Source organism: Candidatus Njordibacter sp. Uisw_039, assembly GCF_047730075.1.
In the GTDB taxonomy this organism is placed as follows: Bacteria; Pseudomonadota; Gammaproteobacteria; order Pseudomonadales; family Balneatricaceae; genus Njordibacter.
This window is the reverse complement of record NZ_CP159831.1, coordinates 627091-652299: the sequence shown is the minus strand read 5'-3', so window position 1 is coordinate 652299 and position 25209 is coordinate 627091. Positions and strand designations below refer to the sequence as shown.

The 25209-nt window shown below is 46.5% G+C and carries 24 protein-coding genes; 9 read left to right on the top strand and 15 right to left on the bottom strand.

The genetic code is table 11. The features are described from left to right. Window positions 1-13: 13 nt before the first annotated feature. From glcF to soxC, 14 genes are all read right to left on the bottom strand, one after another. Complete coding sequence (gene glcF / locus ABXT70_RS03100; protein ID WP_443641720.1) at window positions 14-1237, bottom strand: glycolate oxidase subunit GlcF; 1224 nt, start codon at window positions 1235-1237, stop codon at window positions 14-16. A 3-nt stretch (window positions 1238-1240) separates the two neighbouring features. Continuing rightward, entirely contained in the window at window positions 1241-2281 is a 1041-nt protein-coding gene (gene glcE, locus ABXT70_RS03095) for a glycolate oxidase subunit GlcE (RefSeq protein ID WP_443641719.1), read from the bottom strand. Next, the gene (locus ABXT70_RS03090; protein ID WP_443641718.1) at window positions 2274-3746 is read right to left on the bottom strand and encodes an FAD-linked oxidase C-terminal domain-containing protein; all 1473 of its coding nucleotides are present in this window, start codon (window positions 3744-3746) and stop codon (window positions 2274-2276) included. The genes glcE and ABXT70_RS03090 overlap by 8 nt, the downstream gene beginning before the upstream one ends. A gap of 219 nt (window positions 3747-3965) precedes the next feature. Beyond that, window positions 3966-4676 (bottom strand): rhodanese-like domain-containing protein, encoded by a 711-nt coding sequence (locus tag ABXT70_RS03085; RefSeq protein ID WP_443641717.1) that lies wholly within the window; start codon window positions 4674-4676, stop codon window positions 3966-3968. A gap of 12 nt (window positions 4677-4688) precedes the next feature. Next, window positions 4689-5168, bottom strand: a complete 480-nt coding sequence (locus tag ABXT70_RS03080) for a hypothetical protein (protein WP_443641716.1) — start codon at window positions 5166-5168, stop codon at window positions 4689-4691. Further along, entirely contained in the window at window positions 5169-6089 is a 921-nt protein-coding gene (locus tag ABXT70_RS03075) for an alpha/beta hydrolase (RefSeq protein ID WP_443641715.1), read from the bottom strand. It lies immediately after the preceding gene. A 10-nt stretch (window positions 6090-6099) separates the two neighbouring features. Further along, entirely contained in the window at window positions 6100-7860 is a 1761-nt protein-coding gene (gene soxB, locus ABXT70_RS03070; protein WP_443641714.1) for a thiosulfohydrolase SoxB, read from the bottom strand. Between the two features lie 98 nt (window positions 7861-7958). After that, window positions 7959-8381 carry a hypothetical protein gene (locus tag ABXT70_RS03065; protein ID WP_443641713.1) on the bottom strand — a complete coding sequence of 141 codons (423 nt, stop codon included), beginning with the start codon at window positions 8379-8381 and terminating at the stop codon, window positions 7959-7961. Window positions 8382-8399: 18 nt separating this feature from the next. Then, window positions 8400-9260: a sulfur oxidation c-type cytochrome SoxA gene (soxA, locus tag ABXT70_RS03060; RefSeq protein ID WP_443641712.1), complete on the bottom strand. Its 861-nt coding sequence runs from the start codon at window positions 9258-9260 to the stop codon at window positions 8400-8402. Between the two features lie 36 nt (window positions 9261-9296). After that, window positions 9297-9611: a thiosulfate oxidation carrier complex protein SoxZ gene (gene soxZ / locus ABXT70_RS03055; protein ID WP_443641711.1), complete on the bottom strand. Its 315-nt coding sequence runs from the start codon at window positions 9609-9611 to the stop codon at window positions 9297-9299. 22 nt (window positions 9612-9633) lie between these two features. Then, complete coding sequence (soxY, locus tag ABXT70_RS03050) at window positions 9634-10089, bottom strand: thiosulfate oxidation carrier protein SoxY (protein WP_443641710.1); 456 nt, start codon at window positions 10087-10089, stop codon at window positions 9634-9636. Between the two features lie 47 nt (window positions 10090-10136). After that, complete coding sequence (gene soxX, locus ABXT70_RS03045; RefSeq protein WP_443641709.1) at window positions 10137-10499, bottom strand: sulfur oxidation c-type cytochrome SoxX; 363 nt, start codon at window positions 10497-10499, stop codon at window positions 10137-10139. 62 nt (window positions 10500-10561) lie between these two features. Next, complete coding sequence (locus tag ABXT70_RS03040) at window positions 10562-11590, bottom strand: c-type cytochrome (protein ID WP_443641708.1); 1029 nt, start codon at window positions 11588-11590, stop codon at window positions 10562-10564. After that, window positions 11574-12893, bottom strand: coding sequence for a sulfite dehydrogenase (soxC, locus tag ABXT70_RS03035; RefSeq protein ID WP_443641707.1), 1320 nt, complete (start codon window positions 12891-12893; stop codon window positions 11574-11576). The genes ABXT70_RS03040 and soxC overlap by 17 nt, the downstream gene beginning before the upstream one ends. A gap of 199 nt (window positions 12894-13092) precedes the next feature. Here soxC and ABXT70_RS03030 point away from each other — a divergent pair, with 199 nt between their 5' ends. The 4 genes from ABXT70_RS03030 to ABXT70_RS03015 all read left to right on the top strand — a co-directional run bounded on the left by ABXT70_RS03030 (window position 13093) and on the right by ABXT70_RS03015 (window position 16417). Next, window positions 13093-13527, top strand: coding sequence for a DsrE family protein (locus tag ABXT70_RS03030; RefSeq protein ID WP_443641706.1), 435 nt, complete (start codon window positions 13093-13095; stop codon window positions 13525-13527). Window positions 13528-13611: 84 nt separating this feature from the next. Further along, window positions 13612-14646: a YeeE/YedE family protein gene (locus tag ABXT70_RS03025; protein ID WP_443641705.1), complete on the top strand. Its 1035-nt coding sequence runs from the start codon at window positions 13612-13614 to the stop codon at window positions 14644-14646. A gap of 37 nt (window positions 14647-14683) precedes the next feature. Next, a complete protein-coding gene (locus tag ABXT70_RS03020) occupies window positions 14684-15475 on the top strand; it encodes an ion transporter (protein ID WP_443641704.1) in 792 nt (263 codons plus the stop codon). A 9-nt stretch (window positions 15476-15484) separates the two neighbouring features. Then, on the top strand, window positions 15485-16417 hold the full coding sequence (locus ABXT70_RS03015; RefSeq protein WP_443641703.1) for an HAD-IIA family hydrolase: 933 nt from the start codon (window positions 15485-15487) through the stop codon (window positions 16415-16417). A gap of 10 nt (window positions 16418-16427) precedes the next feature. Here the strand turns inward: ABXT70_RS03015 and ABXT70_RS03010 are convergent, their stop codons facing one another. Continuing rightward, entirely contained in the window at window positions 16428-16910 is a 483-nt protein-coding gene (locus tag ABXT70_RS03010) for an Lrp/AsnC family transcriptional regulator (RefSeq protein WP_443641702.1), read from the bottom strand. A 157-nt stretch (window positions 16911-17067) separates the two neighbouring features. Here ABXT70_RS03010 and ABXT70_RS03005 point away from each other — a divergent pair, with 157 nt between their 5' ends. The 5 genes from ABXT70_RS03005 to ABXT70_RS02985 all read left to right on the top strand — a co-directional run bounded on the left by ABXT70_RS03005 (window position 17068) and on the right by ABXT70_RS02985 (window position 25208). Continuing rightward, window positions 17068-20532, top strand: coding sequence for an indolepyruvate ferredoxin oxidoreductase family protein (locus ABXT70_RS03005; RefSeq protein WP_443641701.1), 3465 nt, complete (start codon window positions 17068-17070; stop codon window positions 20530-20532). Window positions 20533-20702: 170 nt separating this feature from the next. After that, window positions 20703-21821, top strand: a complete 1119-nt coding sequence (locus ABXT70_RS03000; RefSeq protein WP_443641700.1) for a dimethylsulfoniopropionate demethylase — start codon at window positions 20703-20705, stop codon at window positions 21819-21821. A 130-nt stretch (window positions 21822-21951) separates the two neighbouring features. Next, the gene (locus ABXT70_RS02995; RefSeq protein ID WP_443641699.1) at window positions 21952-23079 is read left to right on the top strand and encodes a dimethylsulfoniopropionate demethylase; all 1128 of its coding nucleotides are present in this window, start codon (window positions 21952-21954) and stop codon (window positions 23077-23079) included. 18 nt (window positions 23080-23097) lie between these two features. After that, complete coding sequence (locus ABXT70_RS02990; RefSeq protein ID WP_443641698.1) at window positions 23098-24405, top strand: O-acetylhomoserine aminocarboxypropyltransferase/cysteine synthase family protein; 1308 nt, start codon at window positions 23098-23100, stop codon at window positions 24403-24405. A gap of 2 nt (window positions 24406-24407) precedes the next feature. Next, window positions 24408-25208, top strand: coding sequence for an alpha/beta fold hydrolase (locus ABXT70_RS02985; protein WP_443641697.1), 801 nt, complete (start codon window positions 24408-24410; stop codon window positions 25206-25208). The last annotated feature ends 1 nt before the right edge of the window (window position 25209 follow it).

Sequence of the window (25209 nt, the reverse complement as noted above, 5' to 3'; positions counted from 1 at the left end):
AAGACTTGCTGCGCTATTGATCAACTAACAGTTCCAGCCAATGTTTTACTGGTACGTCTCCTACACCCCCTAGATGCAGCTGACAACCAATATTAGCAGTGACAATAAGCTTTGGTCTATCTAAGGTTAAGTCCTTTAGTTTTTGGCTGCGAAGTTGGTGACTCAAGTTTGGTTGTAGCAGCGAATAGGTGCCTGCTGAGCCACAGCACAAGTGGTCATTTTTGGTGGCTGCCGTGTCTACACCTAAGTCGTCTAATAATGCTTTTACCTTGTGTGGCAGTTGCATGGCATGTTGTTGGGTACATGGGCAATGCACAGCAACTTTGCCTACATCTGGTGCTTTCTTTAACATAGCCTTGATAGGTTCGAGGTTTTCTTGGCCCAAAATTTCTACGATGTCTTTGGCGGCCTTCGAAACTTGCTTGGCTTTGTCCGCATAAGCTGTGTCATCACGCAGCATGTAGCCATACTCTTGAAGGGCAGCGCCACAACCTGAGGCGGTGACCACGAGGGCTTCGGCCCCTGCCTGTAATTCTGGCCACACCAAATCAATATTATGCCTAGCTTGGTCAAGGGCTTTGTCATGGGCGTTCAAATGATGATTAACGGCACCACAACAACCACTTTTATGAAGTACTTTTAACGTAATATCGAGTTGGTCTAGCACCTGTGCCGCAGCAATATCAGTATTAGGTGCAGCGCTCGCTTGGGCACAACCGGGTAAACTCAACATGATGCGCTTATGCTTACTTATTGGGATAGTGAGCTTGGGGGATGATAGAGGGATATGCTGTTTTAGCACCTGAGGCAACACTGGCCGAAATAGTTGCCCCAGTTTAAGCATCGGACCAAATCGGGAACGATAGGGCAGCACTTGACGTAAACCCCAACGAACCAGCTGCTGACCCATCGGACGTGGCGCTTTTTGTTCTGCTACCACACGGCCCAAATCCACAAGATGGCTATATTCAACCCCAGAGGGGCACGTTGTTTCACAGCTTCTACAGGTTAGACATCGATCTAAATGATGGCGCGTTTCTTGGGTCACGGGTTCGCCCTCGAACATGGCTTTCATCATGTAAATACGCCCACGAGGGCTGTCACGTTCGTCTCCTAGTATAAGGTAGGTTGGGCAGGTGGCAGTGCAAAACCCACAGTGCACGCAGGCTTGTAAGATGCCTTTAACAGGAGAAAATTGAGGCTGATCCGCAAACTCTTTGGCAATAATTGTTTTCATGGTTTACATCCAAGAATATAGGCGACCGGCATTTAAAATCCCATGGGGGTCAAATGCATGTTTTATCCGTTCTTGCAGGGCTTGTTGGGGAGCGCTTATGGCACCATAAACCTCTGCCAATCGATCACCCCCTTGGTATTGTATTAAACCATCCGCTGGAGTACTTGAACTCGCCTTTAGTGCCCAACGCTCAGATCCCGCCCAGTTGATCAAAGAGGTATCTGGTAAGGCGTGAATAGGCGCATCACTTGACCCACTCCAGCGCCATAATATTTGGTTATGCTGCGGCTGCAATAAACGACCTTCCCTTACCGCTTGCCAAAACTCTTTTGCAACCTTTGGCACAAGCTGCTCACCGCCCAAAAACTCACTAGCCGAGGCAACGCCGCTATCTCCACCTTGCAACCGCACATAGAGCAGGCCCTGCAGGTGGCTCATGCCAGTAATGGGTAAACTAAGGTTGGCCCATCGCAACATAGTCTGTAGAGCAGCTTCTGCAGTCATTTCAAACGTTAGCGTATGGCCTGTCTTAAACTCTGGTAATACTTTTATGGAGACGTCTGTAATAAGGCCTAAACTGCCCATAGCGCCACACTGCAATCGTGTCACATCAAAACCTGCTACGTTTTTCATAACCTGGCCACCAAACTGCATAGTCTCACCGTAGCCATTTATAAGCCCTAAACCTAGCAAACTATCTTTAACACCTCCAAACCATGGCCGTGATGCACCCGTCTGATTTGCTGCCACCGTACCACCAATGGTGGCTTCACCGGCAAAGCTTGGTGGCTCAAAAGGTAATCGTTGTTGGTGCTCGCTTAATAGATCGTTGAGATGAGAAATTTTGGTGCCGGCGCGCGCTCTAATCACCAATTCCGTAGGGCTATAGCTAATTACACCACTATGATTAGCCACATCAACCACTTCTCCAGAGGAGTCTCGACCAAGGTAGGCTTTAGTGTTGCCAGCCTGTATTTTAAGGGGTGATTTAGTGGTGTATGCCTGTTGAATTTGTTGCTCCAACTGCGCAGTTAAATCATCCATGTTGCAAGCTCCGATATTCTTGGCAGTATTTGAGTGTGGGAATGCCTTTCCCAGGATTTAACAACTCTTCACTGTCAAAGGCTGCCTTCAAACGTCTAAACTGAGCCAGTTCTGCGTCGCCAAATTGGTATGGCATTTGCTGCATTTTTTCTAAACCAACACCATGTTCACCAGTAATAGTGCCACCTACATCAACACATAATGTCAGAATATCCCCACCTAATAATTCCGCTTGCTGAAGCTCACCATCAACACTGGCGTCAAATAAAATAAGTGGGTGTAAATTACCGTCTCCTGCATGGAAAACATTGGCAACTCGGAGGCCGTAACTCCGGGATAGTTCGCTTATACGAGTGAGCACATAACCCACTTGGCCGCGCGGTATAGTGCCATCCATACAATAATAATCTGGTGAGATACGTCCTACTGCAGGGAAGGCTGCTTTGCGCCCTTGCCACAGTGCTTCGGCTTCGGCTGCATCTTTAGCGATACGAATATGGTGGGCTCCGTGCTCTGTAAAACACTGACTGACCACAGCAAGCTGTTCTTCAACTTCAGCATCAGTGCCATCTAACTCACAAATAAGTAGCGCTTGGGCGTCCGTAGGGTAGCCAACTTTTACAAAATCTTCCGCAGCGCTGATAGCTAAATGATCCATCATTTCCAAACCCGCTGGTATGATGCCCTGCCCTATGAGGGCCGCCACCGCATCACCTGCTGCAGTGACGCTGTCATACGCAGCCAAAAGCACTTGCACTCTAGGGGCTCGTGGTAACAATTTAACCTTCGCTTCCACCACCACACCTAACAAACCTTCGGAACCCACAACTAAACTCAATAGATCCATGCCCGGTTCGTCTAAACCTTCGCCGCCTAAAATGATCACTTGTCCTTCTATGGTAATCATGGTTACTTGCAGTAGATTATTGACCGTGAGGCCGTACTTCAGACAATGAACACCACCAGAATTTTCTGCCACATTACCGCCTATAGTGCAGGCAATTTGTGAGGATGGGTCCGGTGCGTAGTAGAGACCAAAAGGTTGGGCTGCATCTGTTAAAGCTAAGTTACGAACACCGGGCTGGACTGTTGCGGTGGCCGTATTTTGGTTAATGTGTAAAATCTTATCGAGTTTGCTCATCACCAACAAGACCCCTTCTGCATGGGGCATTGCACCGGCACATAGACCAGTGCCTGCACCTCTTGGTACAAGGGGCACACGATGTAGATGACAGAGGCGTAGGATGGCTTGCACTTGGTCCACGGTTTCTGGGATAACCGTGACTAAAGGCAGTTGTTGGTATACAGCCAAGCCATCACATTCAAAAGGCCTCTGGCTCTCTGTTGAGATAATAATGCTTGATGCTGGCAGCAGTAGCTGTAGCGAGCTAACTAGTGCAGCCACGTCTCCACCTTCAGACCCTTGCTTAGAGTGGGTGTCAGATGTGCTTAATATGGTATCCATAAAAAAGGCCTGATACTTAACTATTAAATTGGTAATATTTTATTACCAATATCAGAAGCTAGGTTATCATACCCTTAACATGAATGGCATACTGCCTGTAATAATTCCCAAAGATGGACATAATGGGGCACTCCAGATCTGTTGCACGTGTTTTCGCCTACGCCATTTACAACGACAGATACAAGATAGTGATGACCAGTTATGACGCCTTATTCTTGACTAATTAACAGTGGTCAGGCCCAATATTTGCCAAGTTTGCATGCCACCACGAAACCACTTGATTTTATCAGCAGGATAACCGAAGCGTAACAAGCTAGCCATCGAAGCAGGTGACTGCCCACACCACATACCATTACAAAATAGTACTAGAGTTTTGGCTTGTGAGTAATTGAATACATCTGCAACAGAACCGTTAACAATGGCTTCGTCAACTTCAAACTCGTCAGCATCACCTATTAAAGTGACACCCATTTGATTAAGCATAATGTCCATTATGCCTTCAGTGGTGGCGCCTTTGGCTGGGGTTAGACTAACCCAAGAGATATTAACAGCACCAGGAATTGTGCCTTTCTCAACCCAATTTGGTGTACGTGAGTCAATCACCAAGATATCCTCACCAGATTGCATACGGACTAAGTGATCAATGACTTCCAGTTCACCTAAGGTTTCTACACCAGGCGCAAACACCATGGGCTGAATACAAAATGGGGGGCAAGGACGCGATGTCAAAGCAAAATCTTGCGTAATAGTATTAGCGTTATCTTGCACGCGCATCAATTCCACCGCAGCACCTTCATGGGCGATGGTTACAGCACTAAGGCCTTTGGTGATCGCCACAGGCTTATTCTCAGCTTGAGCAACACCGGTCACTGATAAAACTGACACCAACACAACAGTGGCTGCCATAAACTTTGGTAAAATAGTCATCATTCTCTCCAAGGGTTAAAGTTGCCCGGTTAATAGATCATAGGACTGAGCAATTTGTTGTTGTAAATAAAAACCATAAAAATCAGGTGTTACTAACCCCACTATGTCTTCACCTATGCGTTCTCCAGAACGAGGGTTAAGAAATATCAAGGTTGGCGAAAAGTCAGCAGACAAGGCCGCCGCAAGGTCTTGTTGAGATATTCTTTGTGCTGAAAAATCCGTTAGCATTTGCTGTGAATTAAGATCTATGAGCATTACTTGGAAAAGCGGCGCCCATTCTGGGTCCATCGTTAACGGCAATAAAAAGTCATCTTTTACACGTTTGCAAAAACTACAATTCTCAACTTCTGCCAACAACACCAATACCCTATCTGGCTGCAGTAAACGGCTGTCCTGTAGCATTGGAAAAGCATCCTCAGCATTAGCATGCCCGAGGGGTAACCAGAGCATCAACAACAGCCAATGTAATGGCTTTGCACGCCAACGACTGTTCATCTAACTTTGATCTGCTTCATTCAAAGTGACTATGGCGTCCACCATAGCTTCTACGATGTCATCAGCATATAAGTCGCGAAAGTAATGATCTGCACCATCCACCAAGATAAACTCTACATTTAAGAATTCAAGAAGCTCTAATTGCTGCGGCAAGTCCTTAACTACCTGATCCTCACTCCCTGCCAAAATCACAGTGTGCAGGCCACCTTCAACTAACAGGTCTGGGGTATTGAGTGTTTGCGCTGGCTGATAATAGGATAGAAAGCTGGCCGCCCTCACTTTAGGCGCTTTATTACAGTAAATAAAGTCGGTAGGCTCTGGCATCCACCCACTACTGGGTTGTTGTTTTGCCACGTCAATGAGATCGGCTAAACGCTTTTGATAACGGCTGTAATAGGCCGTTTTGACATATTCTGGGTTCCAAGTCGAGGGTGCTATTAACACTTGGCCTAGGACATTTGCATCTGCGTTTTGGCTATAGGCTGCAACCTGACCACCACCTCTTGAGTGCCCTGCAACCAGAATTTGGTCTACACCTTGGCCCTTAAGCCACTCAACCCAAGTGGCAATTTCAGCTACCGCATCTTCATGACGGTGCTCATGAGGCACGGCACAATCGTAAGCACCGTGGCGGTCATCAATGCCAAGGCTTAAATTAATAGCAAGGCTGTTTAGCGATTCATCAGCCAACAATGCCTGCAAGTTGGTAATAATCTCCATGCCATTGTGGGCAAGAGTGCCATGCACTAACAAGACCAATGGGCCTTCATTAATGGCATCCGTAGCTACATTTAAGACAGCGTTTAATCGCAACTCACCTGCTTTAATGGTGATTTCTTCTGCACTGACTGAAGCACTCATCAAGCCAAAAACCAAACTCAAAAAGGGCCCTATAATTGTAAGTTGTATGCGTTTATTCATAACTACCTCACTATGCTTTATAACCCGGATTACCAGCAACATTAACCAAAGCAGGCGTATTAAGTTTACTAATCTTAACTTCTTGTTGGTCTCGTAAATGGTGTGCCACTATATCCCAAATATCATCACCGTCAGAGCGTGAACCTACAGTAGCCCATCCTGCAACACGATAGGTTTTATTAGCTTCAATTACAGTGCCATTATCCAGACGCATTTCGTCGATGCGCGAGCCCATCGCTGCAAGTGGATCGCAACGGTAATCTAAACCCCCTAAACGCACCATGTCACCACCAGATTGTAGGTATGGCTCTGGGTTAAAGATATTATCAGCCACGTCTTCCAAAATGAGCTTGATATCTGCACCAGTCATGTCACGGGCATAGGTCTCTGGATAAGTAGTACAGGTTTGGTCTAGCACCCGTTCCATGGTAATGGTTTGGCCTTGTAATACACTGGTGCCCCAGCGGAACCCAGGAGACAACGAAATTTGCGCGTCGTAGTGACTGCGTAAAGCATCACAAATAACCTGATCAAAGGTACCATTAAAATTACCACGGCGGTACAGGGTCTCATCTGCGACGGCAAGTTCTTCGTCCATCCAACTGGCATAAGGCGCACGTTCTGCAGCAATCAGTGTTGCCATGTCTTTATTAGCTGGCAGTAGGTCTGAGAACACTGGTAATAAACGATAACGGAAGTCTTTCACCCTGCCTTTGCCAATGTCCAAGTCTAATACCCCTAGGAATTTACCATTCGAACCAACATTACACACTAGCGTAGTATGATCATTGTTTTTCACACGGGTAGGTATAGGTATACCATCGTGGGTGTGGCCTCCTAAAATGGCATCAATTCCTGTAACACGCTGGGCCATAGCAACATCTACATCCATACCGTTGTGCGACAGCACTACCACGGCATCTACACCTTGATTTTGACGTAAGTCATCCACCAATTCTTGCATCATGTCGCCGTTAATATCAAAACTCCAATCAGGCACAAATCGTGCTGGGTTGGCAATTTTTACCCGTGGAAATGCTTGCCCAATAATAGCCACTCGAGCGCCACCCATATCACGAATGCTGTAGGGCTTAAATACACGCATGGAGTCTTCGTCGTATATATAGTCATCCGCACCGTCAAATAAAGCATCTTCTGTAATTAACACATTTTGCGCTAAAAACTCACCATTAAATTGACTAATATTATGTAAAATTTCTTGTTGGTGGTATGTGAATTCCCAGTGGCCTGTCATCATGTCAACACCTAACAAGTTAGATGCCCGAACCATATCCATACCACGGGATTTGTAGTTAATGCCAGAGCCCTGCCACGAATCACCCCCATCAAGCAATAAGGTATTTTCACTGCCGTAGCTGTTGCGCAGCCGGTCAACTAAGGTTTTAAGGTGGGCAAATCCACCTACCTTGCCATACTCTTTCGCCGCTTTTTCAAAATCCAAATAGGTGAAGGCGTAGGCTTCCATAGATCCCGGGGTGATGCCAAAATTGTCAAGGAATTTGTGGCCCACCAAGTGGGGCGCCTTTCCATAAGCCGCACCAATACCTAAGTTGATGCTAGGTTCACGAAAGTAAACTGGGCTCAGCTGGCCATGACAATCAGTCATGTGCAGCAAGCGTGCATTGCCAAAATTAGGCAACTCATAGATATCCGCCGGTTGTTTTTGTGCTGCATAGCCTTGCGTCGGCAACACACCTGATACGGCGGCAATTCCCATTAAGCGAGCAAAATCGCGACGGCTAGTAGACATAGTGGATTCCTATGATGGCTTAATTGAGCTTAAAAAAATAAGCCCACCGAACTGCAATGAGAGCAGAACGTGGGCTTGGGTAGTGTTAACTATGGGTCTTACTCAGGCACAGCCATAATCCACTCAGCTTGGGATTGGTGGTACTGCGCAATACCCATGCGCGAGTGATATTGAGCTTGTGCTGAAATGTCCATAGATTTACGAAATTCACCAGCTTCAAGCGCTTTACCAGCCGACTTAAGTAACTTTTTGGTTAAAGTCCAACCAAAATCAACTGCAAGCACTTGGGTGTACTGGTCTTTAGCCGCAGCGAGCAATGCAGTCGCGTTAGCCACATTAGCTTCTACTGCAGCAGCAATCTCTTCAGGATGATCCGTAATGTAGGTTTGGCCATTCCACATAAAGCTATGACCTTTACCGTACATAGCACGTTGTTCATTAAAGGCTTCATTAAAAGGATGTGCAGCGACTACGCCGGATACCATCATCAAGGCTGCCACAAGGGAAATCGTCTTTTTCATGTTGTTCTCCTCGTCTGCTTATTTACGTGCACCAGGGCCATTAACCACTAGTCCATTCGACATATACGTTTGGAAAAATTCTAAGTTGCGGAACTTTTCACCCTGAGTTTTCTGTGGCACTCCACGCACGTTCTTCTGGCAACCGCCATAACGGCGTTGCAACGTACCTAGGTTGCCCCACTTAGAGCGAAACACTGGAAAGTGAGTCACGTGACCTAAAGTAGGCCCTGGTAAGTCGGCGCGAATTTTAATGTAGGCACCAGCTATATGGCAGTTGGCACAACTCATATTCAATTGGCCACGACGGGCGTAGAAGCTTTGCTTACCGTCTAAGTAGGCTGCTTTAGCCTTGTCATTAGGGATTTGCACATCGAATACGTTGTCCCGTGAGGTGAAGGCCATATAAGCAGATATCTGGGCAATTTTGCCTTTTTTCCAACCCAAGGCTTCTTCACCGTTAGCTTTGCGACACTGATTAATAGCCAACTCTAAGGTCACAACTTTGCCTTGAGATGCATCCCAACGGGGAAAATTTTGGCGAATGCCAATGCCGCCATTAGCGAAGCAATCAGCGTAAGATTTGCCATTAGCAAACGTTTTATTAAATAGAGCTTCACCTTCTTCAATATCAAACTCGTAAGGAGGGAACTCTTCTATGCTTTGCCACTGCTCACGCGATGGCGCATCAAGAGCATAAATGCCGTTGACGTAGTCACTTAAAGCTACTTGTGGAAAGCGCTTTTGAAAGTAACTTTGCAGGGCTAAACGATCCGCTTCTGGATCAACCGTTGCCAATGTATTACCGCTGGTTGCTGCTTGGCTGATACTGGCCACAAGCGCCAAGGATGCGCCGGCTAACAGTGATTTTATTATTTTCATATCTGATGCCTCTTGCTATAGAGTCGCCGTTACCGGCTACTTGATTTTGGCGGTTTCTGTGGCTGTAGAGCCAGTATTTTCCGTCCATGTCATTTGCAGTTCGTCACCTTTAGCACCACCAACAAAGGTGAATGCCATGTATGGGTTCTTAGAAACGGCAGGACCCATATTGGCTTCCATAACAGTTTTTCCGTTATGCGCAACGCTCAGGGTTTGAATGTATTTAGCAGGAATTTTTTTACCACTTTTATCTTTGCGGTTACCTGTTTCCATAGCATGCTTAGCCATGATTTTAACTAATGTATTGTCGCCTTTGGCTTTTGCTTTGGCGCGTAAAATACCTTTTGCCATGATAATTTCTCCTAGTTCGCCGTTAGCCGCCGCAGCCGCCGATTGTTACTTTTACTTCTTTAGAAGCACTGAATGCACCACCAGCCGTCGTGACCACTGCGGTTACATCGGAGGTTTTACCCATACGGATACGGCAAGACACATTGGCCAAGGTACCTTCAGGGATGGTGAACTGAGCAGCCAATGGTAGCGGGTTACCAGCCACAAATATGGCAATACTAGTCACACCTGACAAACTGCTTTTCACACTGATAGGCACCACTGCACCATTTTCAGCGATATCAGGCGCTTTTAATGTGACGTCAGCGCTGGCACTTGGGTTTGCTTCATATAAAGCGCCCATTGCCATGTCTTGCGTCTCAGCCTCAAATGCTGCTTTAGACCAAGCAGCCATGGCTATGCGTGGCATTAGCACACCCATACCAGCAACTAAGCCCCCAGTAAATACTGCCTTTAAAACACTTCTTCGATTCATCATTAGTTTAGTCCTTTGCCATTTTTAATTTAATGGCACTGAAATATAATTTAATACTGGTACAAGTAAGCCACAATATCATCGATTTCATCTTCAGATAAAATCCAATGGCGACCAAATGGAGGCATGATAGTCGAAGGGCTTTTTACAGTGGGATCCCAAATCTGAGCCCTAAGTACCTTTGGGTCTGGAAAGCGTGCTTTCATTGCCACTAACGGCGGGCCTTGATTTCCTGGCAGCTTAGCATCTGCATCAGGAATCATGTGACAGGCTATACAGTTACCCTTTTTCTTATTTAGATAAAGTGCTTTACCTTTGGCTATTTGATCGGCAGAGGCAGCTGCCAACGTCATTGAAGACGCTCCGACCAACACCAAACCGAGTAACGCGTGCTTTATTATACTTTTGCGCATTAGTTTTTCCTCGTTTTTGTCTTCATGAAAGCTAAACATTATTGTTGAGATTCCACCATAACTTATTGTTGAGATTCCACCATAAATAGGACCGCATTGGTCACTGCTTCATCTGATAAATCTGCCCTACCACCTTTGGCTGGCATATACCCTTTAGCACCAGCATACCCCTCTAACGCATGAATGGTAAGTATTTCTTTGCCTTGCTGAAGCCTTGTTAACCAGGCATCAGTATCTGCTAACTTAGGTGCACCCGCTAAGCCACTATCGTGGCAAACGCCACAAGCCACCTTATAGGTTGCTTCGCCAGCGATAGCTTCCGCACTCATCACAGCATTTTTCTGGGCAACTGACGAAACCAATTGTTCACCCGTAATAGCCGCCTTCCGCTCAGCTTCTTTACTGGCTTCTAGGTCGTGTTGGCCCGAGTGGCTTGACGCAGGCGCATCGGCCCCTTCAACAAAATGACCAATCGGTGTAATCCCTGATAAGGAGCTTTGAATCATTAGGCTGGCTGGATCTGCACAATCAGCCATACAACGGGGATTGCTCACGTCTGGGCGATTATCCACAAAGAAACCGTCTTGATTAGGCATTTCTATCTGGGCCAAATTATCTTGCGACAGCTCAAAGTCTTCTTCGATCAAATCGTTCAAGTAGAGCACATACGCAGTAATGTCATAAACCTGTTGATCATCTAAGCTCATCGGTGCTGTGAACGGCATAGCCCGACGAATATAGTCAAACAAGGTGCTGGCATAGGGCCAATAGCTGCCTACGGTCTTAACTGGGCGATCATCAGCCAATGTTCCTTCACCACCAGCTAAAACCGGCCAACGGCCTTCTCCCTCACCGAATACGCCATGACACGACGCACAAAATATTTCGTAACTTTCTTCACCATTGATTGCATTACCACTACCGACAGGCAGACCTTTGCCGTCTGCACGAATATCAATATCCCAGCCTGCTATTTCAGCTGCAGTTGCTGCTGTGCCAATTTGGTAGTCTTGGGAGTTAGATGCCCCCACCGCAGCACAGGCAAACAGGGCTATGGCTAGAGCAAGTGCAGATTTAGGTAATCTGAACATTTTTCACCTCGCCAGTTGGAGCTACTTGCCAGGTATGAATGGAGTTTTTGTGATAAATAGAATTTACACCGCGTTGCTCTCTTAGTTGAGCTAAGGTAGGTTGGACGTAGCCTGTATCGTCATAAGCTCGGCTTTGAATTAGCCATGGTTCTCCTTGCCACTGGGTGCTGAGACTAAACCGAGTCAGCGCTTTATCGAGCACCAAACCCTTAAGCTGCGCAGGACGCCACGAAACACCACCATCAAAGGATATATCCACACCTTTAATTGTGCCACGGCCAGTCCACGCTAAGCCTTCAACCTCTAAGAAGCCTTTGCGGACAATCGGGTTCTCTGGGCAAGGGCTAGTAATTACAGAATTACACTCTTGCACAAAGGTAAAACGGCGAGCACGGCCATCTGCCATCAGGTCAGTATATTTAGAGGTTTCTTCGCGGTGATGCCAAGGTTGGTCACCTACTTCGATACGGCGCAACCATTTAATGGAGGTGTTGCCTTCCCAACCAGGGTTTAATAGGCGCAAAGGATAGCCTTGCTCTGGCCGCAACATTTCACCATTTTGAGCATAAACAACTAAGGTATCGTCTAAAATTTTTTCCATTGGAATAGAGCGGCTCATATGAGCACCGTCTGCCCCTTCTGCTAATATCCACTTGCCTGCAGTCTGCACACCTGCAGCATCTAACAGTACCTTTAAAGGTACCCCTGTCCATTCACAACAACTCAACATGCCGTGGGTGAACTGCAACGCTTCCATTTGTGGACCACGCCATTCCATGCCTCCATTAGCTGGGCACTCAATAAATTTAATTTCCGACACTGATGGAAAACGCATCAGATCTTCCATGGTGAAAATTAATGGGTTGTCCACTAAACCATGGATCATCAAACGGTGTTCGTCTGGGTTAATGTCGGGCACACCCGCGTGGTAACGTTCAAACACCAAACCGTTAGGTGTAATAATGCCCTTAAGGTCTTGAAGTGGGCTCATGCTAATAGATGAGATGGACTCAGCCGTTAACCAAGGCACAGTACGCCGAACAACCTGTGACTCATGACGTGAGGGCAGCCCGTATGGATTTTCCACCACCCCAGTGCCTAGTTGTCGGCCCCATTGGGGCTCATTGGGTGGCAAGTTACTAGTTAAACCTGTGGCCGAGGCCAGTGTAGCGCCACCTACCGCAGCAGCTCCAGCCACATAGCTCACCCCACGGCGTAAAAAATCACGCCGGTCATTGGTGCTTAAGTGTTCACTTGCACCCTGCATAGTTTGCAGCAGTTGTTGGGTACTCGGAATGGCCATAGGTAACTTTTATCGAGCGTTTCAATCTGACTATCATACGGAATCTTGGTCAAACATTACAAGACACTAAAGTAGCATATTCCAAAATAAACTAAAAAGCATAAGTTTATATAATAAATTTATATTAAAAATCAAAAAAAAGGATGCCTGCCTTCTATGTTACCTTATGCTGTGAGTGTTAATTAAGGTGGTCATGCCAATGTGTCATTACAAAAATTTATTATGCTTAATTTTCTCCTGCCTAGTTACTATGAGTGCTTTGGCACAGGACTATGAACCTCAAAAAGTGGTCTATCATGTCAACTACGGTGAAACAAGCCGAATCAACGCTACTTTTAACAACATGACCAATCACCTTGACGCCGTAGGTGAAGACGCCATTGATTTAAAGGTTGTAGTGCACGGCCCGGCATTGGAGTATTTTATTGAGGCCAACAACGACCTCGATAAGCAAATAGCCCTAGATAGCCTGCGCTTTCAGAATGTGCAGTTTTTAATCTGTGGAAATACTTTATCAGCATACCAGCTTACACGGGCGGCACTGTATGAGGTTGCAGAAGGAGACATTGTGCAAGCGGGGCTGCCTGCCATCGTGGCCTTACAACAAAGAGGATATATTTATGTGCGACCATAGCCACCCCTTTAAAGCCTTAGTAACGTGATTTTTGCTCTAAGACGACCTATAATTCGCTAACATTATTACATGACTTAACCGCCTATGGATTACGAACAACTCATCACTGACATTGGCATCCAGCCTTTACAGTTATTCCTAGGCCTGGTGATGGGCTTAGCCTTCGGCTTGGGCGCTACTATTAGCAACTTTTGCCTGCGCAAATTGGTGCTGGATGTATCCCTGAAAAAATTCAGCAGTGCTAGCTATACTTGGCTATGTGGCTTAGGAGTTGCCATTGTGTGCACCCAGTTACTGTTGCAAGGAGACGCTGGTGATATTAGCGAAGCACAGGTTATTACTGCAGAGGCCAGCCTCAGCGGTCCCATTATTGGTGGATTGATGTTTGGCTTTGGTATGATGCTGAGCCGTGGCTGTGCCTCACGGCAAATTATACAGCTTGCCAGCGGTAACTTAAGGTCACTGCTCACTCTGGTCGCTTTCGCCCTGTCGGCACAACTCACTTATGGCGGCCAACTGGTGACATTTAGAGAGAATGTGCAGGACCTATGGCGACTAAATCAGCCAGCCAGCCAACTCCATGAATGGCTGCCTTTATCGCAATCACATTATTTGCTCATCGGTGCAATCATTGCTGCCATCTGTGCAGTTGCTCTCATTAGAAGGCGCGCTTGGGCACAATTACTGGGGGCCACCATCGTCGGCCTTGCTGTGGCACTGGGCTGGTACGCAACCAGCTTTTTTGCTTATCACAGCTTTAATGCAATGTTACCGCAAAGCATTACCTTTAGCGCACCCGCAGCACAAAGTTTAATCAGTGTTATCTCGTTAGATGCTCCATTTATACGACTCGGCACAGGCCTTCTCATAGGCTGCTTGGTCGGTGCTGTTATGGTGACCTTAGTGAGACAAGATTTTAACCTACGAAGCTTTACCCCAGAGTTCCCTATGGGGCGTTACGTATTTGCAGGAACACTCATGGGTGTAGGCTCAGTGCTTGCCAGTGGCTGTTCAATAGGAGCAGGGCTATCTGGCACCGCTGTAATGGCAACCAGTTCCGTAGTAGCGCTTACTTTCATCATACTTGGCGGCCTAATTAGCGCACGTTACAGTTCATAATACCCAACTATTTACTCTAAAAATTGAGCCTACATTCATGCTTTTATCCCGTTTACAAACTCGTTTATTCACCTTACGATCTAATAAAATATTTGAGTTGTTTGTAGTCAGCATCATCCTGCTGTCGGCACTTGTCATTGGCGCTAAAACCTATTCCATGCCCCCTGGGCTGATCAGCGTCATAGGTTTCCTAGACATCGGCATTACAGTATTTTTCTTAATTGAAATTAGTATCCGATTTACTGGCGACCCAAATAAAAGTAGGTTCTTTTTTAACGGCTGGAATCTTTTCGACACCATCATTGTTGTGGTAAGCCTAATCCCTATAGAAGATAGTGAGTTAGCTTTAGTAGGTCGACTAATACGTATTTTCCGAGTATTGCGTATGATTTCTGTCGTGCCAGAACTCCGAATATTGCTTAATTCGCTGATCAAGGCACTGCCTCAGTTGGGGTACATACTCATGCTGATGTTCATCATTTTTTATATCTACGCCGCGGTCGGTACGACTTTTTTTAGTAGCATCAATTCAGTTTTGTGGGGCGACATTTCCATCTCGATGCTGACGCTGTTTAGGGTCATGACTTTTGAAGACTGGACCGACGTTATGTACGAAGTAATGACCATATATGGCTACGCTTGGGTGTATTTCTTAAGCTTTATTTTTCTCACTACGTTTGCGTTTTTAAATATGGTTATTGGCATTGTTGTGAACGTCATGGAAAATGAGAACGCAGCAGAGCGTTTGGCAGACGGAGAACCCTCCATGTCTGACTTACGCAACGAACTGGCTGATATTAAAGCCCTTTTAAAACACCAAGGCAGTTGATTTTCTGTAATGAAAACCTATTTAGAAAAAATTGAAGTTACCTCCCAATGGGCTTTTGAGCGCTATGAGGCCATTCGACACACCCTGCCCACAGCGAATTTCCCTAAGAAGAGTATATGGGTTGACGGCTTGGCTGATTTGGCAAAAGATTTTGACGTGTTTTTACTGGATGCCTTTGGCGTGCTAAACCTTGGTCAGACAGCCATTAAGAGTGCGCCTGCAGCAGTGCATACTCTTCAATCAGCCGGTAAACGGGTGATGGTATTAACTAATGGTGCGAGCCTACCCGCCACTGAAACTCAGATAAAACTCAAACAACTGGGCTTTAAGTTTGCTTTAGAGAATATAGTCGCTAGCCGAGATGCATTGTGCCGCGGGCTTACCGAGTCTTTTCCTCGGGCACAAGACACGACTCTTTGGGGCGTCATGGCCAGGCCCGATTCACGGCTAGATACCTTACCCATAGATAGTATCGCCTTAGCGAACGATATTAAGCTATTCGATAAGGTCAGCGGGTTTATATTATTGGGCGCGTCCTGTTGGACTGAACACCAGCAATGCTTATTAATGCAGAGTCTCCTCCAAAACCCTCGTCCAGTATGGGTGGGAAATCCAGACTTGGTGGCCCCCAACGAACATCGCTTCAGTTTAGAACCTGGATATTTTGCCCACCAACTGAGCCCCATTAATGGAGTAACCTTGCATTTTTTCGGCAAGCCCTTCTCAAACATATACCAATTAGCCTGTGCGGGCCTAGAAAGCATTCCTAAGCAACGTATTTTAATGGTTGGCGATACCTTACACACAGACATTCTTGGTGGCGCTGCACATGGTGTAAAAACAGCCTTGGTGACGGACCACGGTTTGTTCGCCAAACACGATGTATCACCTTACATTACCCAGTCTGGTATTGTTCCTGACTACATTATGGCTTCACCCTAAAGGCCTACTATTAACGCTTTCCTGTGGCCACAAGTTGCCATGGCAATAAATGCTGATTTTTTAGTTCTCGCAAAGCAAAGCTAGAATTAAGCGCCGCAACACCAGGTAACTTAACTAATTTACGTTTAAGAGTTTGTTCGTACTGCTCTATAGACTGCACTACAACACGCAGTAAATAATCCACGTCACCAGACATAATGTAGCACTGCATCACTTCATCCATAGCCACTGCAGCGCTTTCAAATTGTGCCAACAGCTGATCATCATGATTATTGAGTTTCACTGTTACAAAAACCACCACTCCTAGGCCCACTTTTTTAGCATTAACCAAGGCCACGTTAGCGCTTATTACGCCACTTTCTTGCAAGCGCTTAATACGCCGCCAACAGGGTGTATGAGATAAGCCGACATGCTCAGAGATGGTATGCACGGACTGACTTGCGTCTTTTTGTAGTTGCTGTAGTATCTTGATATCAAAGGAGTCTAACTTCATATCTCACCATATTAGGACGCTCGTCCTATAATATTAATAAATACAACAATAATATTTCATATTATGACGTTTTTCTATAACAAGACGCAATATTTTTCCAGTTTAACAAAGGCATACTGTTGCGCTAACTCACTCTATTTACATGAGACAGCTTGTCATGACTAAGCCACTTGCCCACCAGCCCAAAGATTTATACGAATGTTACCGCCAACAGTCTGGCCAAGTGTATATGAGTGGTGTACAGGCCTTAGCTCGCATTCCCATGGCCCAAGTACGCCGTGACCAAGCTGCAGGCTTAAATACTGGTGGCTTTATCAGTGGTTATCGTGGCTCACCGCTGGGCTTGCTCGACAAAACCCTAGAACTTGCACAGCCATATCTAGATCAACATAACATTCGTTTTCAAGCGGGTGTCAACGAGGAGCTAGCCGCCACTATGGTGTGGGGTTCGCAACAACTTCACCTCTCTAAAGAAGCCCAATACGATGGCCTTGTGGGCATGTGGTATGGCAAAGGCCCAGGTGTAGACCGTTGTGGCGACGTGTTTAAACATGCCAATGCTGCGGGTTCTGCACCTTATGGTGGTGTACTATGCGTGGCTGGCGATGACCATGGCGCAAAATCTTCCACCGTGCCTCATCAATCGGATCACGCCTTTATGTCATCCACCATGCCAGTACTTTATCCATCCTCTATTCACGAATACATATGGATGGGTTTGGCGGGTCTGGCTATGTCACGTTACAGTGGCTGCTGGGTCGGTTTTAAGGTTATTTCTGAAACTGTAGAAACCACTGCAGCTGTAAATTTAAAAGACGAAGATGTGGAATTTGTCATCCCTGAAGATTTCGACGTGCCAGAGGGTGGTCTCAATCTGCGCTGGCCCGACGATCGCATGCTACAAGATTCTAGACTACAAAATCACAAAGCGTATGCCGCCCTTGCATTTGCCCGTGCTAACGGTTTCAACCGTGTCACCTTAGTTTCACCTAAAGCCCGTTTTGGCATTGTAGCTTCGGGCAAATCCTATGAAGAATCCCGTCAAGCCATTCACGAATTAGGCCTTACAGATGAGCAAGCAGCTAAACTGGGGGTGAGTATTTATAAAGTAGGTATGCCATGGCCTCTAGAACCCCAAGGCATTCGCGAATTCTCTCAAGGTTTAGAAGAAATTCTTGTTATTGAAGAACGCCGTGAAGTGATCGAAAACCAGATCAAACAACAATTATTTAACTGGGCCACCCATGAGCGCCCTCGTATCATTGGCAAATTTGATGAGCAGGATCAAAGCACGCTGCCGTTGGATAAAGAACTCGATGTACCCATGGTCGCCAAGGTGATAGCGCAACGCCTGCTGAAACTTGATTTAGACACAGATACCAAAATGCACCTTTCAGCACAAATAGCTCGTATCGACCAGCAACATGCCACCAGTTCTTCGATTTTGGCACCTGTTACTCGCACACCTTTTTACTGTGCAGGATGCCCCCATAACAGCTCTACCAAAGTACCCAAAGGCAGCCGCGCAGCAGCTGGCATTGGCTGCCACTTTATGGCCCAGTGGATGGACCGTAACACAGAAACCTTTAGCCAAATGGGTGGCGAGGGTGCTATGTGGGCAGGTTGTGCTCACTTTACGGCAGAAGCCCATCAATTTGTTAATCTGGGCGACGGCACCTATTTCCATTCTGGGTCTTTAGCCATTCGTCAGTCCCTTGCCGCTGGGGCTAACATCACTTACAAAATTCTCTTTAATGATGCCGTAGCAATGACTGGTGGCCAAAGTGTAGATGGCATTTTAACCATGCCTCAACTCACCCATCAGCTGTTTCATGAAGGGGTACCTGAGATTGTCGTGCTGGCAGACGACCCTAAACAAATAAAAAAGTCAGAACTAGCTAAGGGCGTGTATTTAGGCCACCGTGACGAGCTAGAAACAGTGATGGTTCGTTTACGTGAAAGACAGGGGTTGAGTGTTATCGTATTCCAACAAACCTGTGCCACAGAAAAACGCCGGTTGCGCAAACAAGGCAAGGCTGAAGCCATTAAAACCCGGGCCTGGATTCACCCGGAAATTTGTGAAGGTTGTGGTGATTGTTCTGTGCAATCTAACTGTGTGGCTATAGAACCACTAGAGACAGACCTTGGGCGCAAACGTAAAATCAACCAATCTAGTTGTAATGCAGACTTATCCTGCGTGAAGGGTTTTTGCCCATCATTTATCACTGTCGAAGGTGCCCAAGTACGCAAACCGAAGGCTCAAAAACAAGTGTTGTTAGACCTGCCAGAACCCCAACCTCAGACAAATCTAGACCAGCCCTTTAACATTGCAGTAACTGGGGTGGGCGGCACTGGCGTTCTTACTATTGGCGCATTACTAGGTATGGCGGCACACTTGGATGGTAATGCATTTATGACCTTAGATTTCTCCGGCTTGGCTCAAAAAGGTGGCGCCGTGTTAAGTCATGTACGTTTGGCTAACTCACCAGAACAGGTCACCACCCCTCGTATTGTTGAAGGCCGTGCAGATTTGCTGCTGGCAGCAGATGCGGTGGTCACCGTTGCGCCTAGCGTTCTGGGCTTGTGCAGCCAAGCCACACAAACGGTTTTGAGTAGTCATCTTATTCCTGTGTCTAATTTTGTGAAAGATGCAGGGTTTGATTTCAAGCAAGACGAGTGTCTTAATTTGATCGCCCGTCACGTACACAAAGACATACACCAATTGGATTTCCATAAATTGGCACTAGCACAAATGGGCGACACCATATTTGCCAACGTGATGCTACTCGGGTTTGCCCTACAAAAAGGCCTCGTACCAGTATCTGTCAGCGCCCTTAAACAGGCCGTTGAGCTAAACGGGGTAGCCATAGAAGCCAACCTGCAGGCATTACATTTAGGTAGACAGTTAGCCCATGTAGGGTTAGAACAACCACAGATTTTACATATACAACCAGCAGCACCCAGTTATAAAGAGCTGTTATCTGATCGCCAGCAACGCCTAGTGGCGTATCAAAACCAGGCATTAGCACAACAATACACCCAGCAGCTTAATCAGTGGCACGAAAAAATATCGGCGCTGTTACCTGCCGATCAAAGCCTGCCTTTGCTACGTTCATTGGCCATTACCTACTTTAAGTTATTGGCCGTCAAGGATGAGTATGAAGTCGCTCGTTTGTTTACTCATCCAAACTTTAAGGCAAAATTAGCCGCCGAGTTTACCGGAGATTACAGCCTTTCATTAAATCTATCACCAATAGGTTTTTCGGGTTGGAACAAACATCTTAACCAGCCAAAAAAATACCGTGTTGGTAGTTGGATGTTACGCCTCATGAAACCTCTATCTATGCTAAAAGGAATTCGTGGAACGGCATTAGACCCATACAGCTATAGCTCGGAACGCAAAGCAGAACGTGCATTTTTGAGTTACTTTGTGAACCAAGTTGATAGTTTGATCGGCTTACTTAACTCACAAAACCACATCAGCATCTTGGCTGCCATGAGCCTGTTTGAGGAGGTGCGTGGTTACGGCCATGTTCGTGCTACATCCATGGCTAAAACTAAGGACCAGATGGAGGTTTCCCTGCAAGGTCTAAGCATTGATAAACAGGTCTATGCTGCTTAGACCTTATGGGGTCAGATGCTTTACTGGGTTGGTAAAGATAAGGTATTTATGTATTTGCGCCTTTGCGAGGAACATAGCGACGTGGCAGTGTCTCCATTAACAACAAGGCTTGATGCCTAGATCAATTGCGGGCAAAATGGGGGCTCTTTTTATGCAACGGAGCCATTTGCATGCGCCCACTTTTGTCCATTTCTCGTCGTACTCGCCGTACCCCTTTTAGTAGCCGTGTAGAGGCTGCCGGTGCGAGTGGTTACACGGTTTACAACCATACGTTATTAGCCACTTCATTCCGTGGTATCGAAGTGGATTATTGGCACTTGTGTGAAAACGTACAGGTATGGGACGTCAGCTGCGAAAAACAGGTGACTCTTATGGGCCCGGGGGCTAACCAGCTGGCTCAATACATGACACCGAGGAATTTAACCCATGCCAAAGTAGGCCGCTGTTACTATCTACCTATGTGTGATGAAAACGGTAAAATGATGAACGATGCCGTGGCCATTAAGGTCAATGATCGCCATTGGCGCTTGTCTGTTGCGGACTCTGACGTATTACTTTGGGCTAAAGGTCTAGCCGTAGGGTTTGGCTTGGATGTTGAAGTAAGAGAACCAGATATTTTCCCATTAGCCGTACAAGGCCCTAAGGCTGAAGATCTTATGTGCCGTGTATTTGGCGATGAAATCAAACAGCTAGGGTTTTTTGCTATTGCGCCTTTCGTCTACCATGGTCAACGTATGAAAGTGGCTCGTTCTGGCATGAGCAAACAGACCGGTTATGAAGTGTTTGTGAATAATGCTGAAATTGGTACTCAATTGTGGGATGAGTTATTTGCTAAAGGCCAAGATCTAGACGTGCGCGCAGGCTGCCCTAACCTTATTGAACGTATCGAAAGTGGGCTACTGTCTTTTGGCAACGATATGGACCATGAAACCACACCATTTGAAATTGGTTTAGACAAATATATAGACCTAGACGCAGATGTCAAAAGCTTAAGCTTACCCGCTTTGAGGAAGCACACGCCTAGCAAAAAACTTATGGGTTTGGTACTGGAGTACCACCGCAACTTAGCTGATTTAAATGTCTTTGTGGGTGATCAAAAAATTGGCGATGTTCGTAGCCAAGCATACTCACCTAAGTATATGCGTCGTTTAGCCTTTGTAATGTGTGATTTAGCAGCCTTAAATGGTGCCACCACAGTGGAGGTTAACACAGACCAAGGTAAAGCTAGGGGTGTGCTGACTAGCCTACCTTTTGATTTTGACGAATTAGGCCTCACTGCCTGTCGTTAACACGCTTTGAAAAAACGAACCTAGCCAGTCTCAAAAGTGACTGGCTAGGTTTATCTATTTCACCATATTGAATGGCAGCGTATATTTCCCTTACTTATTTTTGGCACAATTTTCTCTTGGTTGCAACATTATGAATCCAGAACTGTCTGTCTCTCGCCGCATCCGCTCCACACCATTTACTAGTCGAGTTGAGGCTGCTGGAGTTACCGGCTACACAGTCTATAACCACACCCGATTAGCCACTAAGTTCCAAAGCATTGAGGCCGACTATTGGCATTTGTGTGAACACGTGCAAGTGTGGGATGTATCTTGTGAAAAACAAGTGGCTATTAGTGGGCCTGATGCCTACCGCTTGATTCAGCTCATGACACCCAGAGACTTATCCAAAGCCTACGTTGGTCGTTGCTTTTATGTGCCACTCTGCAACCCTCAAGGTGGTATTGTTAATGATCCGATCGCCATCAAGTTATCTGACAACAATTGGTGGCTATCCATTGCAGATACAGACGTTATGTTATGGGCTCAGGGCTTAGCCACCGGTTTTAACTTGGACGTTAGCGTCACTGAACCTGATGTTTGGCCCCTTGCCGTTCAAGGCCCAAAGGCCGAAGAACTGATGGCCAGAGTGTTTGGTGAAAGTGTGCGTGAAATTAAATTCTTCAACATTAAAGCTATGTCCTACCAAGGTGTAGACATGCAGGTGGCTCGGTCTGGCTGGAGTAAACAAGGTGGCTTTGAAATTTATGTTAACGATGCCAGCCTTGCTGGCCCATTATGGGATGAGCTTTTTGATAAGGGACAAGACCTAAGCGTAGGCCCAGGTTGCCCTAATGGGATTGAACGTGTTGAAAGTGGTTTATTGTCATTAGGTAATGACATGGATTACGACACCACTCCTTTTGAATGTGGCCTAGGCCAATACGTCGACCTAGATGCAAACATTGACAGCTTATCTCTGCCTGCTCTGCGTCAACTTGTGCCCCAGCGTCAACTAAAGGGTTTAGTCATCGACCAAGCCTGTACAATTTCTGATTCGAACGTGTACTTAGGTGACCTGTGTGTAGGTGAAATTACTAGCCAAGCTTATTCCCCAAAATATGGCGTACACTTGGCGTTTGTCTTGTGCTCTTTGTCCGCTTTAGGCACTAACCTTACGCTAGACGCTCACACCAACCTTGGTATATTACAAGGCCAGCTGACTCCCCTACCGTTTAACTTTGACGCCCTAGGCTTGATACCAAAAACACCCGCTAAATAAAAACAATAAGGCAACACTATGAGCAAATCTTCTTTTTTAGGCGCCGATACCATTGCGCTACACAGTGGCTACCAGCCCGAATCAGATCATGGTTCTAGGGCTGTGCCTATCTACCAAACCACTTCTTATGTGTTTGACAGTGTAGACGAAGCTTCTGCGCTATTTAATGTGGAGCAAGGTGGTCATATATATAGCCGCATTACCAATCCTACTGTTGCTGTATTAGAGCAACGTTTGGCGGCTTTAGAAGGTGGCGCAGGGGCTATTTGTACTGCTTCTGGGATGAGTGCTCTGTTTGTGAGTTTTTTTAGCCTTTGTTCCGCTGGTGATCATATTGTCAGTGCAGCACAAATATATGGCTCTACCGTTACACTCCTTAAACACAGCCTTAAACGGTTTAATATCGACTGCACCTTTGTTGATATTAATGATCAAACAGCTGTATCTAATGCTATACAAGACAATACTAAACTGGTGTTTTGTGAGTCTATTGGCAACCCTGGTCTTGCGGTATCTAACTTACCTGCCATTGCCAAAACTGCCCATGCTCAAGGCATACCCTTAGTTGTGGACGCCACCTTTGCAACGCCCTACCTTAACAACCCAATTGAGCACGGGGCTGATGTGGTGGTGCATTCTGTTACCAAGTGGATTGGTGGCCATGGTGCTGCTGTTGGTGGGGTGGTGATAGATGGGGGCAATTTTGATTGGCTTAAAAGTGGCCGCTTCCCAACACTAACCCAGCCATACGAACCTTTCCACGGTATGAATTTTTGGGAAGAGTTTGGCCCTGCTGCTTTAGCCATGCGTATTCGTTGCGAATCGATGCGTGACATAGGTGCAGCTATGACACCCCATAACGCATTTTTACTGTTGCAGGGTTTAGAAACCTTGAGCCTGCGCATGCAGCAGCATGTATCTAATGCTCAAGCCATGGTCACATGGCTACAACAACAAGAGGCAGTTGCTTGGGTCAACCACCCCGATATTGATGCAGACACACATACCAAAACCCTATTCCCCAAGGGCGCAGGTTCCATGCTCACCTTTGGTGTAAAAGGTGGCCGCGACGCCGGCGCTGCCTTTATCAATGCGCTACAACTGTCATCAAACTTAGCCAATGTGGGTGACTCACGCACTCTGGTGCTCCATCCAGGCAGCACCACCCATTCACGCTTGAGTGAAACAGACCTTGTAGCAGCGGGCATTAGCGCAGACCTGATCCGCGTATCCGTAGGCATAGAGACCCTTAAAGACATACAAGCTGACTTTAGTTTAGGTTTACGAGCGGCGGCTAAAATTGTTGCCAACCAGGTGGAGGCTTAACCATGTATATTCAAGTTGATAACGCCAAAACCTTTATAGCCACTGGCGGCAAACCTTTTGATGCAAGTTTACCCTCTGTGGTGTTGTTACACGGTTCTGGCACCGACCATCGTGGATGGGCATTGCAGGCACGCTGGTTTGCCTTCCATGGCTATAGTGTATTCGCCCCAGACTTTCCAGCCCATAGCTTATCAGAAGGTTCAGCCCTCACTAGCATCGAATCCATGGGCTCATGGCTAATACGGGCATTGGATGCCGCCAAGGTAACCAAGGTACATTTAGTGGGCCACTCCCAAGGTTTTCTCGTGGCCTTAGAGGCTGCCGTCTTGCTAGGTGAACGTCTTAAATCTGTCACAGCCCTTGCCACTGCAAGTGCTATACCTGTGAACCATGCATTAGTGGAAACGGCGCAAAAAAACCCTACAGCTGCTGCAGAAATGATGCTGCAGTGGGGCTTTGGTAACCAACATCAATATGGTGCTAGTGCTGTGCCTGGAATGCAACCCATTGGTATTGGCGCGCGCATTATGGCTAACAACCCTTTAGCTACGGATCTCGCCGCTTGTAATGCCTATACCAAAGGCTCAGAAAGAGCACGCCAGCTAGCCAGTATGAGCTGTCCAAGCTGCGTTATTCTCGCTGGGCAAGATCGTATGACACCCAAAAAAGAAGGTTTAAAACTGGCACAAGATTTAAACACACAAGCGCGAGTGGTTGAGGAAACGGGACATATGTTGCCGATGGAAGCTCCAAAACAAAGCCTTAGCATTATGAAAACATTTATCCAATCCGTAGAGAAATAAC

Bases quoted from the DNA above. Each gene is read 5' to 3' on its own strand.
- ABXT70_RS03015 (WP_443641703.1), top strand. From the start codon at position 15,485: ATGAAAACCTATTTAGAAAAAATTGAAGTTACCTCCCAATGGGCTTTT.
- ABXT70_RS03005 (WP_443641701.1), top strand. From the start codon at position 17,068: ATGACTAAGCCACTTGCCCACCAGCCCAAAGATTTATACGAATGTTAC.
- soxX (WP_443641709.1), bottom strand. From the start codon at position 10,499: ATGCGCAAAAGTATAATAAAGCACGCGTTACTCGGTTTGGTGTTGGTC.
- ABXT70_RS03000 (WP_443641700.1), top strand. From the start codon at position 20,703: ATGCGCCCACTTTTGTCCATTTCTCGTCGTACTCGCCGTACCCCTTTT.
- ABXT70_RS03085 (WP_443641717.1), bottom strand. From the start codon at position 4,676: ATGATGACTATTTTACCAAAGTTTATGGCAGCCACTGTTGTGTTGGTG.
- ABXT70_RS03025 (WP_443641705.1), top strand. From the start codon at position 13,612: ATGGATTACGAACAACTCATCACTGACATTGGCATCCAGCCTTTACAG.
- soxZ (WP_443641711.1), bottom strand. From the start codon at position 9,611: ATGGCAAAAGGTATTTTACGCGCCAAAGCAAAAGCCAAAGGCGACAAT.
- ABXT70_RS03090 (WP_443641718.1), bottom strand. From the start codon at position 3,746: ATGGATACCATATTAAGCACATCTGACACCCACTCTAAGCAAGGGTCT.
- ABXT70_RS02995 (WP_443641699.1), top strand. From the start codon at position 21,952: ATGAATCCAGAACTGTCTGTCTCTCGCCGCATCCGCTCCACACCATTT.
- soxA (WP_443641712.1), bottom strand. From the start codon at position 9,260: ATGAAAATAATAAAATCACTGTTAGCCGGCGCATCCTTGGCGCTTGTG.
- soxY (WP_443641710.1), bottom strand. From the start codon at position 10,089: ATGATGAATCGAAGAAGTGTTTTAAAGGCAGTATTTACTGGGGGCTTA.
- ABXT70_RS03020 (WP_443641704.1), top strand. From the start codon at position 14,684: ATGCTTTTATCCCGTTTACAAACTCGTTTATTCACCTTACGATCTAAT.
- ABXT70_RS03065 (WP_443641713.1), bottom strand. From the start codon at position 8,381: ATGAAAAAGACGATTTCCCTTGTGGCAGCCTTGATGATGGTATCCGGC.
- ABXT70_RS02990 (WP_443641698.1), top strand. From the start codon at position 23,098: ATGAGCAAATCTTCTTTTTTAGGCGCCGATACCATTGCGCTACACAGT.
- ABXT70_RS03075 (WP_443641715.1), bottom strand. From the start codon at position 6,089: ATGAATAAACGCATACAACTTACAATTATAGGGCCCTTTTTGAGTTTG.
- ABXT70_RS03040 (WP_443641708.1), bottom strand. From the start codon at position 11,590: ATGTTCAGATTACCTAAATCTGCACTTGCTCTAGCCATAGCCCTGTTT.
- ABXT70_RS02985 (WP_443641697.1), top strand. From the start codon at position 24,408: ATGTATATTCAAGTTGATAACGCCAAAACCTTTATAGCCACTGGCGGC.
- soxC (WP_443641707.1), bottom strand. From the start codon at position 12,893: ATGGCCATTCCGAGTACCCAACAACTGCTGCAAACTATGCAGGGTGCA.
- ABXT70_RS03010 (WP_443641702.1), bottom strand. From the start codon at position 16,910: ATGAAGTTAGACTCCTTTGATATCAAGATACTACAGCAACTACAAAAA.
- ABXT70_RS03030 (WP_443641706.1), top strand. From the start codon at position 13,093: ATGTGTCATTACAAAAATTTATTATGCTTAATTTTCTCCTGCCTAGTT.
- glcE (WP_443641719.1), bottom strand. From the start codon at position 2,281: ATGGATGATTTAACTGCGCAGTTGGAGCAACAAATTCAACAGGCATAC.
- soxB (WP_443641714.1), bottom strand. From the start codon at position 7,860: ATGTCTACTAGCCGTCGCGATTTTGCTCGCTTAATGGGAATTGCCGCC.
- ABXT70_RS03080 (WP_443641716.1), bottom strand. From the start codon at position 5,168: ATGAACAGTCGTTGGCGTGCAAAGCCATTACATTGGCTGTTGTTGATG.
- glcF (WP_443641720.1), bottom strand. From the start codon at position 1,237: ATGAAAACAATTATTGCCAAAGAGTTTGCGGATCAGCCTCAATTTTCT.